The 17,031-nt window shown below is 64.9% G+C and carries 18 protein-coding genes; 12 read left to right on the plus strand and 6 right to left on the minus strand.

Annotated features, from left to right (window positions below; genetic code table 11):
- From RBJ75_RS27485 to RBJ75_RS27505, 5 genes are all read right to left on the minus strand, one after another.
- Complete coding sequence (locus RBJ75_RS27485; RefSeq protein WP_411194486.1) at positions 1 to 1,452, minus strand: AtzE family amidohydrolase; 1,452 nt, start codon at positions 1,450 to 1,452, stop codon at positions 1 to 3.
- On the minus strand, positions 1,400 to 1,579 hold the full coding sequence (locus RBJ75_RS27490) for a DUF4089 domain-containing protein (RefSeq protein WP_044415220.1): 180 nt from the start codon (positions 1,577 to 1,579) through the stop codon (positions 1,400 to 1,402). Before RBJ75_RS27490 ends, RBJ75_RS27485 begins: the two co-directional genes overlap by 53 nt.
- A 373-nt stretch (positions 1,580 to 1,952) precedes the next feature.
- Positions 1,953 to 2,429, minus strand: a complete 477-nt coding sequence (locus RBJ75_RS27495) for a hypothetical protein (protein WP_044415218.1) — start codon at positions 2,427 to 2,429, stop codon at positions 1,953 to 1,955.
- Positions 2,430 to 2,767: 338 nt separating this feature from the next.
- A complete protein-coding gene (locus tag RBJ75_RS27500; RefSeq protein ID WP_044415216.1) occupies positions 2,768 to 3,016 on the minus strand; it encodes a hypothetical protein in 249 nt (82 codons plus the stop codon).
- A gap of 104 nt (positions 3,017 to 3,120) precedes the next feature.
- Positions 3,121 to 3,291, minus strand: coding sequence for a hypothetical protein (locus tag RBJ75_RS27505; protein WP_160297956.1), 171 nt, complete (start codon positions 3,289 to 3,291; stop codon positions 3,121 to 3,123).
- A 296-nt stretch (positions 3,292 to 3,587) separates the two neighbouring features.
- Here RBJ75_RS27505 and RBJ75_RS27510 point away from each other — a divergent pair, with 296 nt between their 5' ends.
- From RBJ75_RS27510 to RBJ75_RS27540, 7 genes are all read left to right on the plus strand, one after another.
- Positions 3,588 to 4,592: an ABC transporter substrate-binding protein gene (locus tag RBJ75_RS27510; RefSeq protein ID WP_044415214.1), complete on the plus strand. Its 1,005-nt coding sequence runs from the start codon at positions 3,588 to 3,590 to the stop codon at positions 4,590 to 4,592.
- 46 nt (positions 4,593 to 4,638) lie between these two features.
- Entirely contained in the window at positions 4,639 to 5,454 is an 816-nt protein-coding gene (locus RBJ75_RS27515) for an ABC transporter permease (RefSeq protein WP_044415212.1), read from the plus strand.
- A gap of 3 nt (positions 5,455 to 5,457) precedes the next feature.
- Positions 5,458 to 6,243: an ABC transporter permease gene (locus RBJ75_RS27520; protein WP_044415210.1), complete on the plus strand. Its 786-nt coding sequence runs from the start codon at positions 5,458 to 5,460 to the stop codon at positions 6,241 to 6,243.
- Positions 6,240 to 7,322: an ABC transporter ATP-binding protein gene (locus RBJ75_RS27525; RefSeq protein WP_044415208.1), complete on the plus strand. Its 1,083-nt coding sequence runs from the start codon at positions 6,240 to 6,242 to the stop codon at positions 7,320 to 7,322. The genes RBJ75_RS27520 and RBJ75_RS27525 overlap by 4 nt, the downstream gene beginning before the upstream one ends.
- Positions 7,322 to 8,200, plus strand: coding sequence for a phosphodiesterase (locus tag RBJ75_RS27530; RefSeq protein WP_044415223.1), 879 nt, complete (start codon positions 7,322 to 7,324; stop codon positions 8,198 to 8,200). Before RBJ75_RS27525 ends, RBJ75_RS27530 begins: the two co-directional genes overlap by 1 nt.
- A gap of 126 nt (positions 8,201 to 8,326) precedes the next feature.
- A complete protein-coding gene (locus tag RBJ75_RS27535; protein WP_044415206.1) occupies positions 8,327 to 8,701 on the plus strand; it encodes a response regulator in 375 nt (124 codons plus the stop codon).
- Between the two features lie 147 nt (positions 8,702 to 8,848).
- Complete coding sequence (locus tag RBJ75_RS27540; protein WP_276156821.1) at positions 8,849 to 9,682, plus strand: alpha/beta fold hydrolase; 834 nt, start codon at positions 8,849 to 8,851, stop codon at positions 9,680 to 9,682.
- Between the two features lie 52 nt (positions 9,683 to 9,734).
- Here RBJ75_RS27540 and RBJ75_RS27545 read toward each other — a convergent pair whose 3' ends face one another.
- Positions 9,735 to 11,009 (minus strand): NAD(P)/FAD-dependent oxidoreductase, encoded by a 1,275-nt coding sequence (locus RBJ75_RS27545; protein ID WP_276156822.1) that lies wholly within the window; start codon positions 11,007 to 11,009, stop codon positions 9,735 to 9,737.
- Between the two features lie 530 nt (positions 11,010 to 11,539).
- Here RBJ75_RS27545 and RBJ75_RS27550 point away from each other — a divergent pair.
- The 5 genes from RBJ75_RS27550 to RBJ75_RS27570 all read left to right on the plus strand — a co-directional run bounded on the left by RBJ75_RS27550 (position 11,540) and on the right by RBJ75_RS27570 (position 16,663).
- A complete protein-coding gene (locus tag RBJ75_RS27550; protein ID WP_044414597.1) occupies positions 11,540 to 12,220 on the plus strand; it encodes a Crp/Fnr family transcriptional regulator in 681 nt (226 codons plus the stop codon).
- 153 nt (positions 12,221 to 12,373) lie between these two features.
- The gene (gene pgm / locus RBJ75_RS27555; protein ID WP_044414598.1) at positions 12,374 to 14,029 is read left to right on the plus strand and encodes a phosphoglucomutase (alpha-D-glucose-1,6-bisphosphate-dependent); all 1,656 of its coding nucleotides are present in this window, start codon (positions 12,374 to 12,376) and stop codon (positions 14,027 to 14,029) included.
- Positions 14,030 to 14,051: 22 nt separating this feature from the next.
- Entirely contained in the window at positions 14,052 to 14,744 is a 693-nt protein-coding gene (locus tag RBJ75_RS27560; RefSeq protein ID WP_044414599.1) for an NnrU family protein, read from the plus strand.
- Between the two features lie 98 nt (positions 14,745 to 14,842).
- Positions 14,843 to 16,072: an NnrS family protein gene (locus RBJ75_RS27565; protein ID WP_044414600.1), complete on the plus strand. Its 1,230-nt coding sequence runs from the start codon at positions 14,843 to 14,845 to the stop codon at positions 16,070 to 16,072.
- Positions 16,073 to 16,141: 69 nt separating this feature from the next.
- On the plus strand, positions 16,142 to 16,663 hold the full coding sequence (locus tag RBJ75_RS27570; protein ID WP_411194487.1) for a MaoC family dehydratase: 522 nt from the start codon (positions 16,142 to 16,144) through the stop codon (positions 16,661 to 16,663).
- The last annotated feature ends 368 nt before the right edge of the window (positions 16,664 to 17,031 follow it).

Genomic DNA, 17,031 nt, shown 5'->3' on the forward strand with positions numbered 1-17,031 from the left:
TCAAAACCCCTTTGGCCGCGGTGCCACCGCCACTCCGGCGCGTTCCAGTGCGGCCGCCACCCGCAGCGCCAGATCCTCGCGCCACGGCGCCGCGATGATCTGCACGCCGATCGGCATCGGCTGCAGCGCAACCGGCGCCGCCACCACCGGAAGGCCGATAAAGGAAATCGGCTGGGTGTGGATGCCGACATGGGCGCGGACCGGCAGTTCGACGCCGTCGAGCACGAAGGTCTGCTGTCCGAGTTCGGGGGCGATGCAAGGCGTCGCCGGCGCGATGATAATGTCGACGTCGTTGAACAGTTCAAGTACGCGGGCGCGATACCAGCGGCGGAATTTCTGGGCGCGATCGATTAATGGCGCCGGGATCATCGCCCCGGCCAAGAGCCGGTCGCGCACCGCCGGGTCGAAATCACTCGGCCGCTGGCGCAGCCGGTCGAGATGCAGCGAGGCGCCCTCGGTGGTGCTGATGACATAGGCCGCGGCGCGGGCGCGCGCGACTTCCGGCAATTCGACCGTCCTGGTCACGCCGAGCGCCTGGCAGACGCGGGAGACGGCCTCGCGCGCCTCGTCGAACAGATTGGCCTCGAAGTAACCGCCGGCCCGCGCGATCCGCAGGTCGCCGATATCCTGCGCCAGCAGACTGCCGACCGGCTCGACATCGCGCCTGCTGCAGGCGGCGTCGCCGGCATCGGGGCCCTGCATCGAATCATAGGCCAGTGCCATATCGGCGACGCTGCGCGCGAACGGGCCGAGATGATCGAGGCTGGCGACGAAGGGAAACGAGCCGGCGCGCGACAGCCGGCCATAGGTCGGCTTCAGGCCGAAAACGCCGCAAAACGACGCTGGCACCCGGATCGAGCCGTTGGTGTCGGAGCCCAGCGCCAGCGGCACCAACCCGCCGCCGACTGCGCTGCCGGAGCCGCCGGAGGAGCCGCCAGTCATCCGCGTCGGATCGTGCGGATTGCGCGACGGGCCGTCATGGATATTCTCGCCGGTGAAGTCATAGGCGTATTCGCCCATATTGAGCGCGCCGATCAGCACCGCGCCGGCCGCTTCCAGCCGCGTGATCAGCGTGGCATCGCGCGCCGCCGGTGGCCGGTCGCGATTGATCTTCGATCCGGCACGGGTCGGCAGGCCGGTGATGTCGTACAGATTCTTGACCGCGAACGGCACGCCGGCCAGCGGCCCGACATTGTCGCCGCGCGCCAGTGCCGCGTCGATCGTGCGCGCGCGTTGCCGGGCGCGTTCGGCGACCACGTCGGTAAAGGCGTTGAGCACGCCATCATGCGCGGCGATCCGCTTGAGCGTTGCCTCGACGGCGTCGAGCGCGGAGAGCTTGCGGTTCGCGACGGCTTGCGCGGTCTGCGACGCGGAGAGCCAGTCGCCCCTGGCGTCGGGATCACGCTGCAAAGACACTGGCCGGCTCGCTGTCGTCGGGGAGGGGGAATTCATCGACCAGCCGCGCCAGGCGCAGCGACACGTCGAGATTGGCGCGCACCGCGGGCTTCCATTGCGGTTCGATCGGCAGCGCCAGCGCGGCCGCGACGGCGTCGATATAATTGTCGAGAGGATCGGGCATTGGTGTGAGGCCTCGTGATTGAAGGGGCCGGGCGCTCCGTGAGGGCGCCGAGGCAAGATGTTCAACCGGGCCACACTCGCAAGCACCGTGCCAAGCGCTGCCGAGCTCGTGGCGATGATCTATGTCTTTGTTTTTTCAGACCAAACGCGGGAGTTGGTGGGTGCTCGACCGGTTTCGAACAGGCTCAATTGCATACAAAGCAAGAAAACAGCTGAAAAAATAGCCGGGCGTTACGCCGATTAGGATCGGCTGGCCGACAGCGTTTCAGCGCTGCGCACCCCATGGCTCGTCGGCCGGGGATCCACGAAAACGGCGGCGAGGCTGGCCTCGCCGCCGCTGTAGCAAGCTCTTTCGAGTGGATCAGTTGATCTTGTCAGTTGATCTTGGCGCTGCTTTCCGGGCGCGCCGCCGGGGGCGGCGTGTAAAGCACCTTGTCATTGGAGACCTTGGATTCGATCGCCGTCGTCGGGCGGACGATCGATCTCTGGCCACGATAGATCTCGACCGCGAACCAGATGGCGATCGCCAGCGCCACCAAAGCGACCTGGTTGGGCGGCAGCAGCAGCGACAGCGCAATCAGCACCACCGCGACCGTGGCGGCCTTCACGACCGTGTCGCGATCGTTGAAGATCATCCCGAAGCGGTCCCAGTTTTCGCCTTTCCAGAGCGGTGCGGTCAGACGGTCCAGGCCGAACCTGGTCCAAGCCCCGTTGAAGCCGAGCCTGCGGGCCCAGAGAAGATACAGAGCGGACGAGAATACCACCAAGGAAGCGACGGCCCCGACCGGGCCTGCCGCATAGCCGATCACGACGACCAGAGCGGCCGTGAATGCAATGATCCAATATTGCATCTGCTTACCTCTTTTCACCCGATGGCGGGCGCCTTTCTAATGATTCGAGACTGCGTAGTAGCAACTTCAATATGAACTGTTTTTTCTCAACGCGCCGCAAAAATATCAATTGATAGTTCTGTCAAGACCTCGCCGTGCGATCCTGCGGTAATGGGTTCAGGTTTTGCACAAGGTTTAAACAATTGCAGCGGGCGGATGCCGGCCGGCGAACCGATCGGCGACCTCGAACAGATATAGCGATGTCGTCGGTTAAACCGATCCGCCCAGTTCCACCATTGCCGATACAATGCCTCTGCGCTGCGGCGAGAAGCAACAGACCAGCCACTATCTGTTCAGACCTATCTATCTGTCAGGCCCTGCTGTTGCTCTGCGGCGGCGATCTTGGCGTTGCGTAGGCGCTTGGCCTCACGACTTCCCATGAACGGCGTGCCGAGTTTGCGCGCCTTGGCCTGAACCGAGGATTGCGCGCGCTTCAGCGCGGCGGCGGCCCGAATCGGCGACGCGCCGCTGGCGACCAGCTCCTTCAATTGTTCGATCTGTTGGTCGTCCCAAACCTTGCACGAGTTCGTCTTGCCTGAAATTGCCATTTTCAAAATCCCGAGTAGTTGTTCAACGCCGCGATCTGGTGAGATTACTGATAGTTACGCGTGCGGTGGATTTTCAGCGGATACGGGTTCGGTCGAGCTACCGCTCAATCCGGCGGTCGCAACGTCGAATCGCGCCATCTCTCCGCTCGTTCGATCTGAGCAATGCGCTCCTTCTCGATCAATTTGTCGCGCTCCAGGGCGTCCATCTCTTCGCTTCCCCGCAGTGCCGCTTGTTCGGCGAGCCGGCGGCGGTGATGCAGATCGAGCTTTGGCATGACCTCCTCCCGTCACTCAAATATGGCGGTACAAGTTTTGACGATTGTTAAGGTTCCCCTACTCTCGCAATCACTTTATGTCCGACATCGGACATTGACCTCCGCGTTTTCCGCCGCGATTTTCGCCTTTTGGTTGTGTCATGGCTCGATATGACCCTGATTGCCTTGCTCCGGCGCGGCGGCGGCTGTCGCAAACCCGTCATGCGCGCGCGGTAGTGGATGCCGCTCAGGACTGCGCCGCGGTCGCCGCGACATCGCGCGATCATCCAAGCTAGATCATCCAAGGACATTCGCTCATGAAGATCTCTCACGTCGCAGCAGCGCTATTGACGCTGTCGGTTGTGGCCGCGCAACCGGCGCGCGCCGCCGATGTGATCTGCTACAATTGCCCGCCGCAATGGGCCGACTGGGCGTCGATGCTGAAGGCGATCAAGAAAGACCTGAACTACGATATTCCGCACGACAACAAGAATTCCGGTCAGGCGCTGGCGCAGATCATCGCCGAGAAGGCCAATCCGGTCGGCGATATCGGCTATTTCGGCGTCACCTTCGGGATCAAGGCCAAGTCCGAAGGCGTGCTCGAGCCCTATAAGCCGGTGCATTGGGATCAGGTCGATGCCGGGCTGAAGGATCCGGACGGCTACTGGACCACGATCCATTCCGGCACGCTGGGGCTGTTCGTCAACAAGGACGCGCTCGGCGACAGACCGGTGCCGAAATGCTGGAAGGATCTGTTGAAGCCGGACTACAAGGGCATGGTCGGCTATCTCGACCCGTCCTCGGCGGCGGTGGGCTATGTCGGCGCGGTGGCGGTCAATCTCGCGCTCGGCGGCTCGGCGCAGAATTTCTCGCCGGCGGTGAATTTCTTCAAGGCGCTGCGCGACAACGATCCGATCGTGCCCAAGCAGACTTCCTATGCGCGGGTGGTGTCGGGCGAAATTCCGATCCTGTTCGATTATGATTTCAACGCCTATCGGGCGAAATATGCCGAGAAGGGCAATTTCGAATTCGTCATTCCCTGCGAGGGATCGGTGAAATTTCCCTATGTGGTCGGCCTGGTGAAGAACGCCCCCGACAAGGAGAAGGCCAAGAAGGTGATCGACTATCTGCTGTCGGACAAGGGTCAGGCGATCTGGACCAATGCCTATCTGCGTCCGGCGCGCCAGATCGAATTGCCCGAAGCGGTGAAGGCCAAGTTCCTGCCGGATCCCGACTATGCCCGCGCCAAAAGCGTCGATTGGGGCGAGATGGAAACCGTGCAGAAGGGTTTTGTCGCCCGCTATCTCGCCGAAGTCCGTTGATGCCGCTGGCGTCACGATCGAAGCCGGGCAGGGGCGTTCCGTCCTGATGTCGCATCGTTCGTTTATTTGGATCTGCCTGTTGCCGCTGGCGGTGGTGACGGCGGCGTTCTTCCTGCTGCCGATGGCGCGGCTGGTGGTGGTTGGGGCGCAGGGGCCACGGGGCCTCGCCGAATATCTGGCGATCCTCACCGAGCCGCGCTACCGCGCCACGCTGATCAATACCGTGGTGCTGGCCTCACTGACAACGCTGGCGACGCTGGCGATCGCCACCGTCTCGGGCATCTTCCTGCAGCGGCATCGCTTCCCCGGCCGCGCCGTGCTGGTGGCGATGCTGACCTTTCCGCTGGCGTTTCCCGGCGTGGTGATCGGCTTCCTGATCATCCTGCTGGCCGGGCGGCAGGGCCTGATCGGCGCGATCTCGAACGATCTGGTCGGCGAGAAGCTGGTATTCGCCTATTCGATCGAGGGGCTGTTTCTCGGCTATCTGTATTTCTCGATCCCGCGCGTGATCCTCACCATCATGGCGGCGGCGCAGAAGCTCGATCCGGGGCTCGAGGAGGCGGCGCGCTCGCTCGGCGCCGGGCCGTGGGCGGTGCAGCGTGACGTCGTGCTGCCGGCGCTGGGACCGGCCTTCGTGGCGTCGGGCGCAATCGCCTTCGCCACCGCGATGGGCGCCTTCGGCACCGCCTTCACGCTGGCCACCAATATCGACGTGCTGCCGATGCTGATCTACACCGAGTTCACGCTGGCGGCGAATTTCTCCACCGCCGCGGCGCTGTCGATCGGGCTCGGGCTGATTTCCTGGGCGATGCTGGCACTGGCGCGCGCGCTCAGCGGCGGCGCCGTCGCGGCGACCGGATAGGCCATGCGCGACCGTCTGATCTTCACCGCGCAATTGCTGTTCACGCTGCTGGTCGCCGGTTTCCTGGTGGTGCCGGTGCTGCTGTCGATCGCGGCCGGCGTCACCGTGAATTATTTTCGCGGCCTCTCCTCGGGGCTGACGCTGCAATGGGTGTGGCAGGTGTTCGAGCTCTATTCCGACACCATCACGCTGTCCTTCATCATCGCCTTCGCGACGCTGGCGGTGACGCTGCTGGTCGGCGTGCCGGCGGCCTATGCGCTGCATGTCCGCGGCGGGGCGCTGTCGCGGATCGTCGAGGAGCTGATCACTCTGCCGCTGGCGATTCCGGGCCTCGCCATCGCGCTGGCGCTGCTGCTCAGCTATGGCGGCTTCGGCGATTTCCGCCGCTCCTGGCTGTTCATCATGGTCGGCCATGTGGTGTTCACCATGCCGTTCATGGTGCGCTCGGTGATGGCGGTGTTCGCCACCATCGACATCAAGACCCTCGACGAAGGCGCGGCGTCGCTCGGCGCGCCGCCTTGGCGACGGTTTGTCGACATCGTCGTGCCGAATGCGATGCCGGGGATTCTGGCCGGCGCGCTGATGGTGGTGACGCTGTCGCTCGGCGAATTCAACCTGACCTGGATGCTGCATACGCCGATGACCAAGACGCTGCCGGTCGGACTCGCCGACAGCTACGCCTCGATGCGGCTGGAGGTGGCGTCGGCCTATACGTTGATCTTCTTCATCATGATCGTGCCCTTGCTGGTGGCGATGCAATTATTCGCGGAGCGGGAGCACAAGGCATGATGACGATCGTGGGGCACGGCGCGTCGGTGCGGATCGAGGCCTGCGCCAAGACCTTCGCGGATGGCACGCGGGCGCTGGCGCCGGCCACGCTCGACATCGCCCGCGGCGAAACCCTGGTGCTGCTCGGGCCGTCCGGTTGCGGCAAGACCACGATGCTGCGGATCATCGCCGGGCTGGAACGCCCCGATGTCGGCGGCGTTGTGCTGTTCGACGGCGCCGACATGACCGCGGTGCCGATCGAGAAGCGCAATATCGGCATGGTGTTTCAGTCCTACGCGCTATTTCCCAATATGAGCGTCGCCGACAATATCGGCTATGGCCTCAAGATCCGCGGCGTCCCCAAGGCTGAACGCGCGGCGCGCGTCGCCGAGCTGGTGGCGTTGACCAATATCGCCGGGCTGGAGCATCGGCGGATCGATCAATTGTCCGGCGGCCAGCGCCAGCGCGTCGCCTTGGCGCGCGCGGTGGCGATCCGTCCCGGCATCCTGCTGCTCGACGAGCCCTTGACCGCGCTCGATGCCGCCTTGCGCGACCGGCTGCGCGGCGAACTCAACCGGCTGCTGCGCTCGCTTGGCATCACCACGATCTACGTCACCCACGACCAGGCCGAGGCGATGGAGCTCGGCGATCGCATTGTGGTGATGCGCAAGGGCGAGATCGTCCAGATCGGCGCGCCGCGCGACATCTACTTTCAGCCGAACAGCCGTTTCGTCGCGGAATTCATCGGCGCCGCCAATATCATCGAGGCGCCCATCGCCGACGGCCGGCTGCTGCTGCCCGGCGGGCGGCTGCCGATCGCCGAGGGCGGTTCGCGCGCCGCGGCCGTCGCGATGATCCGGCCCGAGACCATCGCGATCGTCGCGGCCGCCGACGCGGCGCTGACCGGATTGATCGACAGCGTCAGTTTCATCGGCGATCGTCAGCGCATCGTGGTCAGCGGCGCCTCGGAGCGACCGCTGACGATCGATGCGCCCCACACCGTCACGGTCACGGTCGGCGAGCGGATCGGCCTTGCGATCGCCCCGGATGCGATCCGGCTGCTGCCGGACGACGCGCCGCAACCCGCCGGAGAGCCATGATGCCGCGCCAACCGATTTTGATCGCGCAGATTTCCGACCTGCACATCAAGCCGCCCGGGCAGCTCGCCTATGGCCGGGTCGATACCGCCGCGGCGCTGACGCGCTGCGTCGCGGCGCTCAATGATTTCGCGCCGCGGCCGGATCTGGTGGTGATTTCCGGCGACCTTGCCGATACCCCGAGCGCGGCGGAATACGACCATCTCAAGCAATTATTGGCGCCGCTGCAAATTCCGTGGCTCGGCATTCCCGGTAATCACGATTCCCGCGCGCTGATGCGCGCGGCGTTTCCGCAAGCCGGTTATCCCGAGGCTGGCGCGCTAAATCAGATCCGTGCTGTCGGCGAGCTCGATATCGTGCTGCTGGATTCCAGCGTGCACGGGCAGCCGCATGGCGAACTCGACGCCGCGACGCTGCAATGGCTCGATAGGACGTTGGCGGCATCGCAGCGCCCGGCACTGCTGTTCCTGCATCATCCGCCGTTTCGCACCGGGATCTGGCACATGGATCGGCAGGATCTGCTCAATGCCGCCGCGCTCAGGGAGGTCGTCACCTGGCATCCGCGGGTTCGGCTGGTGGCGGCCGGCCATGTCCATCGCGCCGTCCTGACCGTGTTCGCAGGCGCAGCAGCGACGATCTGTCCTGCGCCCAACCACGCGGTGGCGCTCGACCTAGCCGAATTGATCGCTCCGTCATTTCGGGTCGAACCGCCGGCGTTTCATCTGCACGCCTGGTTCCCGAGCCAGGAGTTTAGCGAACAGCGCTCCAGCCACCCGGATTTCGGCGAACCGGACTTCGGCGAGCTGGTCACCCATATCGTGCCGATCGGAGGTTTCGACGGGCCGCACCCGTTCTTCGGGCCGGACGGCAAGCTGCTCTGAGGCCTTTCGCAAGGCCGAGCCCCCAACGGCGCGGCTTACGTATAAATACGGTAGTGTTTCAATATTTCCGCAATCCTGGAACGATCGGTCGCTCAAACCCTTGATGCGTATGAGCGAGGTCCAGTAATGTCCGGTTTAGTTAACAAGCGGCCGGTGGTGCTGGTGGTAGAAGACGATATCCTTCTACGGATGAACGCGGTCGAGATGATCGAGGATGCCGGCTTTACGGTGCTGGAAGCCGCCAGCGCCGACGAGGCAATCGGCGTGCTTGAGCAACGGGATGACATCACGGTGGTGTTTACCGACGTTCAGATGCCCGGTTCGATGGACAGCTTGAAACTGGCGAAGGCGGTGCGTGGCCGCTGGCCGCCAATCAAGATCATCGCCACCTCCGGTCACGTGGATATCAAGGACGGCGATCTGCCCGATGGCGGTCGTTTCTTGGCGAAGCCTTACAGCTCGTCGCAGATCGCTGATGCACTGCACCAACTGATAGCATGACGCGGGAGATGCGGCCGGCTCCGACGAGGCTTGTAATCTCTCGCTATTTCGGCCGATATTGGCTACCGGAGTGTTAGGAACGATCTGTGCGTGTGATCGGCGAACGCACTTCCAGTCAGGGGCTCGAACGCGGTAGATCGACGATTTATGAAGCGACCTCTTATCATCCTTCTGAGTCTCTGCCTGATCGCGGTGGGTGCGTATCTGACGTTCAGCAAATGGGCGATCAGGCACGAAACGCTGGCCTTGTTCGATACGACGCGCAACCGCGCCATCGCGATCGATATTGCGGTGCGATGGGATACCGAGATGAAGGCCGACGCCGGGATGGCGGTCCTTCCTGTCGCGATCATCAGCCATGGCAACACCGTCAAGAACACCGAATACTCGTTCCTGGCGAACGTGTTCGCGGCGCGGGGCTATCTGGTCGCCAGCATCCAGCATGATCTGCCGACCGATGCGCCGCTGATGACTACGCCCGGTTCGCTTTATGTTGGCCGGCTGCATGTCTATGAGCGCGGCGAGAAGAACATCCTGTTCGCGATCCGCGAGCTGAAGAAGATCAAGCCGAATGCCGACTATCAGCATCTGACTCTGGTCGGTCATTCCAATGGCGGCGACATCTCGATGTTCTTCGCCCAGCAGCACCCCGAACTGGTGCGGCGGGTGGTGACGCTGGACAATCTGCGTGTGCCGTTCGTGACCTCGGGTGCTGCCAAGATCCTGTCGTTCCGTTCCAAGGACCCCCACTTCAAGACCGATCCGGGGGTGTTGCCGGACCCCAAAGTGGCGAAGGAGGCGGGCATCGACATCGTCCAGACCGGCGCCCAGCATACCGAGATGAGCGACCGCGGCCCGCAAAGCGTCAAGGAGCGGATCCAGGCGACGCTCGATCAGTTTCTCAGCGAAACCACCGCCAGCAATCTCGCGCCGGTTGCCAAAAGGCCGAGGATCGGCGATCCGAGGGCGATGGGACCATAGCCCCGCGCGGCGCGATAGCCTTCCTGGACACCAGCCATACGGGTTGCCGGCGCTATGTCACCGGCGTTCGATCGATCGCGAAGTGGTCGAACCAGGCTTGGCGCTGCCCGGCGATCAACTGGCCGATCATGGCGCTTGCCATATAGCTGAAGGTGATGCCGTTGCCGCCATACCCATAGGCGGCGAACAGATGGCGATGGCCGGGCACCTGACCGATCAGCGGCAGGCCGTCGACGGTGGTGCTGAACGCGCCGGACCAGACGAATTCGGCGAAGGTATCGGCCTTCGGCCACAGCAGATGCAGCTTGCGGCGCAGGATCTCGGCCTTTGCGGGCATCAGGGCGTCGCGCGCGTCCGGCTCGACGATCTGGTCGTCATCCTCGCCGCCGATCACGATCCGGTTGTCGATCGTGGTCCGGGCATAGAGGTAGGGGCTCGACGCCTCCCAGATCAACGCGCCGTCGCGCCACAGCGTGCCTTGGGCCTGCGGCGGTGTCGCGATGACCCAGCTCGAGGCGGTCTTGTGCAGATCGGATGTGACGATGTCGGGCATCACATAGCCGGTGGCCAGCACGACATTTGCCGCCTCGATGGTGCCGCCGGTGTCGGTCGCGACGGTGACGGCCCCGCCGCCGCTGTCGAAGCTGACCGCCTCGGCGTCGAACAGCATCGCGCCGCGGGCGACGGCGGCGCCAAGCAGCGCGTGCGAGAGCCGCAGCGGATCGACTTCCGCCGAGCCCGGCGAGACGATCGCGGCATCGCGGTCGAAGTCGAATTCGGCGCGCAGCGTGCGGTGGTCGAGGAATTCGCCGGGCAGGCCGGCGCGCTTGCGCAATTCGTGTTCGGCCAGCAATTCGCGGGCACCATTGTCGCCGCCGGCCAGATAGACCGTGCTGCGCTGGCGCAGCGAACCGACCTCGGGCATCGCGTTCACCAGCTCGTAGAGGCCGCCGACCGCGCCGAGGCTCAGCCGATACACTTCGGCGGCGCGCTCGAAACCGTAGATCGCCGCCAATTCGACCAGCGACCGGTCGATTTCCCATTCCAGCATCGCGGTCGAAGCCACGGTGCTGCCGAAGCCCGGCCGTTCCCGGTCGATGATGCAGACCTGATGCCCGAGCCGGGTCAGCCGTTCGGCCATCATCGAGCCGGTGATGCCGGCGCCCACGATCAGCACATCGACGGCGATGTTGTGCGTCAGCGGCTTGCGGATCAGCCGCTTGACGCCGGCCGCCCATGGCGACATCCCGCCGCGCAGATCGCTTTGCCGGGTGGCGTCCGCATCATCGAGCAACAGCCCGCCGGCACCTTGCGAAACATCGTCCATCAATAGCAGCCTTGAGCAGACGTTGCGGCGACCAGCTGCGAACCTGTCGCGATCGGCGCTTCAACGAGACCGCCGACGGCGGACTGCCGGGTCGGGTATTGGTAATTGGTCAAGACGGACCCTTTCCGGAACGCTGTGCACATGGCGGGTACGCAACCGCCGTTGCGGCCAACGGTTCCGCGCTGCTGGCGATCCATCCTGCCGGCGTCAGCGCTGCCCAGCTTCGCTTGGCAATCGCAGCCGTGACGCCGCGACCTGTTCCTTAGTCCGGTTCCGGACAAAGAAAAATTTCCGACTTACTTTGGCTGCAATCACTGGCCGTTGCACTCCAATAGCCTTTGCGAATCCCGACATCCGCGCCCCAATCCGGGCTAAGCCGGTAACCGGACAGACAAATCAGCTTGCGCGTTCTTATATGTAGGTCTTCCGCGGTAGCCCTATCGGAGCGCCTTCCACCTCACCCCTGCGGTTTGCGGCCCGATCCGACCGGGCAGGAATCCGTAGTGCCAATTTCAACTGCTGGACGACCTTTGGATAACAAGCTCCTGGCCGCATTGCCGCGGCCCCAATATGACCTGCTTGCGCCGCATATGACCAACGCATCGCTGGAGCAGGGCATGGTTCTGCTTGAGCCCGGTGACGAGTTCGACCATGTGTTCTTCCCCCACAACGGCATGCTGTCGCTGCTGGCCGTGCTCAAGGACGGCAAGGCGATCGAAACCGCCACCGTCGGCAGCGAGGGCGTGGTCGGAGCGATGGCCGGGCTCGGGCTTTACAAGTCGCTGGTTCGCGTCGTGGTGCAGATGTCGATGTCGTTGACCAAAATCCCGTCGTCGCAATTCAGAAAGGCCGCCACCGGCAGCGATGCGATCCGCAGCCTTTGCATCCAATACAACGAGGTGCTGCTGTCGCAGGCCCGCGTCACCGCGGCCTGCAACGCGCTGCATGTGATCGAGGCGCGGTTCTGCCGCTGGCTGCTGCAATCCGCCGATCGCGCCGGCGGCGACACCGTCAACCTGACCCAGGAATTCCTCGCCGAGATGCTCGGGGTGCGGCGGACCTCGGTGACCGAGGTGGCAACCAAAATGCAGAACGCCGGAATCATCACCTATTCGCGCGGGGTGATCAAGATCCTGAACCGGCCGGCTTTGGCGAAGATGTCCTGCGAATGCTATCAGACGCTGCTGGATCAATCCGAAGCGCTGCTCTGAGACGATCCGGGCCCGACGGCGCCAGCAGGGGCGCCCGGTCTGTGCCGCTATGTTCCCAATCCAAGCCATTGGTCTGGTCGGCCGAAACCGCGGCTTGACGATCGTCGCCCGGCGGGCGAGGGATCACGCTGTGATTCCACGCATGGAGCGACAATGGCCGCTGAAGTGAGCCCGTCTGCGGGTAAGACCATCGAGCCGTCGAAATTGGTGAACGTGCCGCGTCTGGTGACGGCGTATTTCGAGGGCAAGCCGGATCCGGCGGTGCCGGCGCAGCGTGTGGCGTTCGGCACCTCCGGTCATCGCGGCTCGGCCCTCAACAATGCCTTCAACGAGGCCCATATCCTGGCGGTGAGCCAGGCCTTGTGCGAGCACCGCCGCAAGGCCGGCGTCACCGGGCCATTATTCGTCGGCATCGACACCCATGCGCTGGCCGAGCCGGCGCTGGCCAGCGCGCTCGAAGTGTTCGCCGCCAACGACGTCGAGGTGATGATCGACGAGCACGACGGTTATACGCCGACGCCGGTGATCTCGCACGCGATCCTGACCTATAATCGCGGCCGCAGCTCCGGCCTCGCCGATGGCGTGGTGATCACGCCGTCGCACAATCCGCCGGAAGATGGCGGCTTCAAATACAATCCGCCCAATGGCGGGCCGGCCGACATCGACATCACCTCGGGCATCGAGCGCGCCGCCAACGCGCTGCTGGAAGACGCGATGCGGGGCGTCAAGCGGATCTCGCTGGAGCGCGCCCGCAAGTCGGCGCATGTGCATCGCTATGATTATGTCGGGCCCTATGTGGCCGACCTGGAGAATGTCGTCGACATGGCGGCGATCCGCGATTCCGGGGTCAAGATCGGGATCGATCCGCTCGGCGGCGCTGCGGTGCATTATTGGCGGCCGATCATCGAACGCTACGGCATCGACGCCACCGTGGTCAGCGAGGTGGTCGACCCGACCTTCCGCTTCATGACCGCGGACTGGGACGGCAAGGTGCGGATGGATTGCTCGTCGCCCTATGCGATGGCGCGGCTGATCGCGATGCGCGACGATTTCGACGTCGCCTTCGCCAACGACACCGACGCCGACCGCCACGGCATCGTCACCCGCTGGAACGGGCTGATGAATCCGAACCATTATCTGGCGGTGGCAATCAATTATCTGTTCGAGAACCGGCCGGATTGGAGCGCCGACGCGGCGATCGGCAAGACCATCGTGTCGAGCGCGATGATCAACCGCGTCGCCACCAGGATCGGCCGCCGGCTGGTCGAGACCCCGGTCGGCTTCAAATGGTTCGTCGACGGGCTCGGCGACGGTTCGTTCGGCTTTGCCGGCGAGGAGAGCGCCGGCGCCTCGTTCTTGCGCCGCGACGGCACAGTGTGGACCACCGACAAGGACGGCCTGATCCTCGGCCTGCTCGCCGCCGAGATCACCGCGAAAAGCAAGATCGGTCCCGGCGAACTCTACGATCATCTCACCGCCGATCTCGGCGTGCCGTTCTATGAGCGGATCGACGCCGCGGCGTCGGTGGCGCAGAAGAACCTGCTGAAGTCGCTGTCGGCCGACCAACTCGGCCTCAAGGAACTGGCCGGCGAGCCGATTCATGCGACGCTGACCACGGCGCCGGGCAACGGCCAGCCCTTCGGCGGCATCAAGGTGGTGACCGAGAACGGCTGGTTCGCGGCGCGGCCGTCCGGCACCGAGGAGGTCTACAAGATCTACGCCGAGAGCTTTCTTGGCGAGCCGCATCTGCGCAAGATCCAGCAGGAAGCCCAGGATGCGCTGAGCGCGGTGTTCGCGAAGGGATCGTGAGACCGCGCAGCGGGGGCGCAAATTGAACGGCTGGGCCGAATTCGTCGCCGCCTTCGCGGTGTTTCTGCTGTCGCATGCGGTGCCGACGCGCCCATCGGTGCGCGCCGTGCTGGTCAAGGCGCTGGGCGAACGCGGCTTCCTGCTCGCCTATAGCGGCGTCTCGGTCATCATTCTGGCCTGGCTGATCGCCGCCGCCGGGCGGGCGCCCGTCGTCGTGCTGTGGCCGTTCGCCCATTGGCAGATGTGGGCGCCGAATCTGGCGATGCCGCTGGCCTGCATGCTCGCCGCCTTCGGCGTCGGCGCCGCCAATCCGCTGTCGTTCGGCGGCCATCCGAACCGCCGGTTCGACCCCGCGCATCCGGGAATCATCGGCGTCGTCCGGCATCCGCTGCTCTGGGCGATCGCGCTGTGGTCGGGATCCCATGTGGTGCCCAATGGCGATCTGGCTCATGTTTTTCTGTTCGGCGTGTTCGCATTGCTGGCCTTCGCCGGCATGGTGGTGATCGATCGCCGCAAACGGCGGCAATTCGGCGCCGAGGCCTGGACCAATATGACGCAGCGCACGTCGTTCTGGCCATTCGCCGCGCTGATCCGTCGGCGCTGGCGGCCGCGGGTGCTGCGGATCGATCCGAAGCGGATCGCGATCGGGCTGCTGGCCTGGCTGGTGCTGCTGTTGGCCCATCCGCCGCTGATCGGCGTATCGCCGCTGCCCTGAAGTCGGATCGCCGCAATCGCCCGGAACGTTGTGCTGGCACAACCAGCTGCGGCTGCGTTGCAATAGAAAGAGCCGACGCCATCCAGCGGGGATCCGACATGACGGCCACCATCGCCACCCAATCCGCACCGCCCGAAGCCAAACGGATTCCGGTTCCGCGGTTTCGGCCGCATCACGGCTGGACCATCCTGTCGACCGGCTTCCGGCCATTCTTCCTGCTCGGCGCGACCTTCGCCGCGTTGGCCGTGCTGATCTGGCTGCCGTTCTTCCACGGCGAAGTGACTCTTGCGACGGCGATGGCGCCGCGCGACTGGCACGTTCACGAGATGCTCTATGGCTATCTGCCGGCGGTGATCACCGGCTTTCTGTTCACCGCGATCCCGAACTGGACCGGTCGCCTGCCGATCCAGGGCACGCCGTTGCTGACGCTGGTGATCGTCTGGCTCGCCGGGCGGTTCGCATTGGCGTTTTCCGCCGACATCGGCTGGCTGGCGGCGATGCTGATCGATTGCAGCTTCCTGCTGCTGGTGGCGCTGGCGGCGAGCCGCGAGATTCTGGCCGGCCGCAACTGGCGCAACCTCAATGTCGTGGTGCTGATCGCGCTGCTGCTCGCCGGCAATGTGGCGTTTCATCTCGAAGCCCATGTCAGCGGCGCTGCCGATTTTGGGATGCGCGCCGGCATCGCGGTGGTGATCGTGCTGATCGGGCTAATCGGCGGCCGCATCATCCCGAGCTTCACCCGCAACTGGCTGGTGCGCGAAAATCCCGGCCGACTGCCGGTGCCGTTCAATCGTTTCGACATCGCCATCATGGCCGTCAGCGCGATGACGCTGCTGGTGTGGGTGCTGCGCCCGCAGGGCGTGGTGACCGGCGCGCTGCTGGCGCTGGCCGGCATCCTGCATCTGGTGCGTCTGGCGCGCTGGGCCGGCGATCGCACCTCGAAGGAACGCCTCGTGCTGGTGCTCCATGTCGGCTACGCCTTCGTGCCGCTGGGTTTTCTGCTGACTTCGGCGGCGGCGTTCGATCTCATTCCCAGCAGCGCCGGCGTCCATGCCTGGATGGTCGGCGCCGCCGGGATCATGACGCTGGCGGTGATGTCGCGTGCCACTTTGGGCCATAGCGGCCAGCCATTGACCGCGACGCGCGCCACCCAGGCGATCTATGGCGGCGCGCTGGTCGCGGTGCTGGCGCGGGTCTGCGCGGTGTTGCAGCCGGCCTGGAGCGACGCCTTGCTGCATGTCGCGGCGTTCGCCTGGGCGGCGGCGTTTCTCGGCTTCGCGATCCTGTTCGGACGCCTGCTGATCGGCCACGGCAAGCCGGCGCGGTGATTGCGGCCGGTGCGATGGCGTCGCGGCCCGCGAGCGGCTAACCTGCAACAAAACAACAGGGGGACGCGCGTGACGGCAGCATCGAATCCGCCATCAGTGACCAAAGAGAGCGCGCCGCGCGCCGCTTTCGACAGATCGGCGCACCGGCTGGTCGAACCGCGCCCATTCGCGGCGCTGCAAATCGGCGAACGCTTTTGCCTGCCGAGCCGGACCGTGACCGACGCCAATTTCGCGGCGTTTCAAAGCGTCTCCGGTGACAATCATCCGATCCACTACGATATCGAATATTGCCGCGCCCAGGGCCATCCGGGGCTGCTTGCGCATGGTCTGCAGGTGCTGTGTTTCACCGCGGCGGGAGCCGGGCTGTTTCCGCATGTCATCGGCGAGGCGCTGCTCGGCTTCCTGGCGCAATCGTCGAAATTCCACAAGCCGGTCTATGCCGGCGACACGCTGTATCCCGAGCTGGTGATCGCGGCACTGACGCCGCAGCGCACCACCGGCATCGTCACCGTGACGTCGTCGGTGCACAACCAGCGCGGCGAATTGGTACTGAGCGGCGAGCAGACCTACCTGGTGCGGCTGGCGACGTGATGACTTGGCGCTGAAACAACGATGTGGTCATTCCGGCGCGAGCAGCTTCGCTGCGCGCGAGCCCGGAATCTCGCTGAGGCGCTGCCTTCGCGGCGCGCGTTCACCTCTCCCCGCCGGGGAGAGGTCGGATTGCGCAGCAATCCGGGTGAGGGGGGACGAATTCACGAGGGGTCGTACCCCCTCACCCCGACCCTCTCCCCATGGGAGAGGGGGCGCGCTGCCGGTGAGGCGACGCATTGCATGAGCCGCGTTGACTTAGCGACGCGCTGCCTTCGCGGCGCGCGTTCACCTCTCCCCACCGGGGAGAGGTCGGATTGCGTAGCAATCCGGGTGAGGGGGCTGATCTCACGAGAGGACGCCCCCCTTCT

Source organism: Rhodopseudomonas sp. BAL398 (assembly GCF_033001325.1).
GTDB lineage: Bacteria > Pseudomonadota > Alphaproteobacteria > Rhizobiales > Xanthobacteraceae > JARJEH01.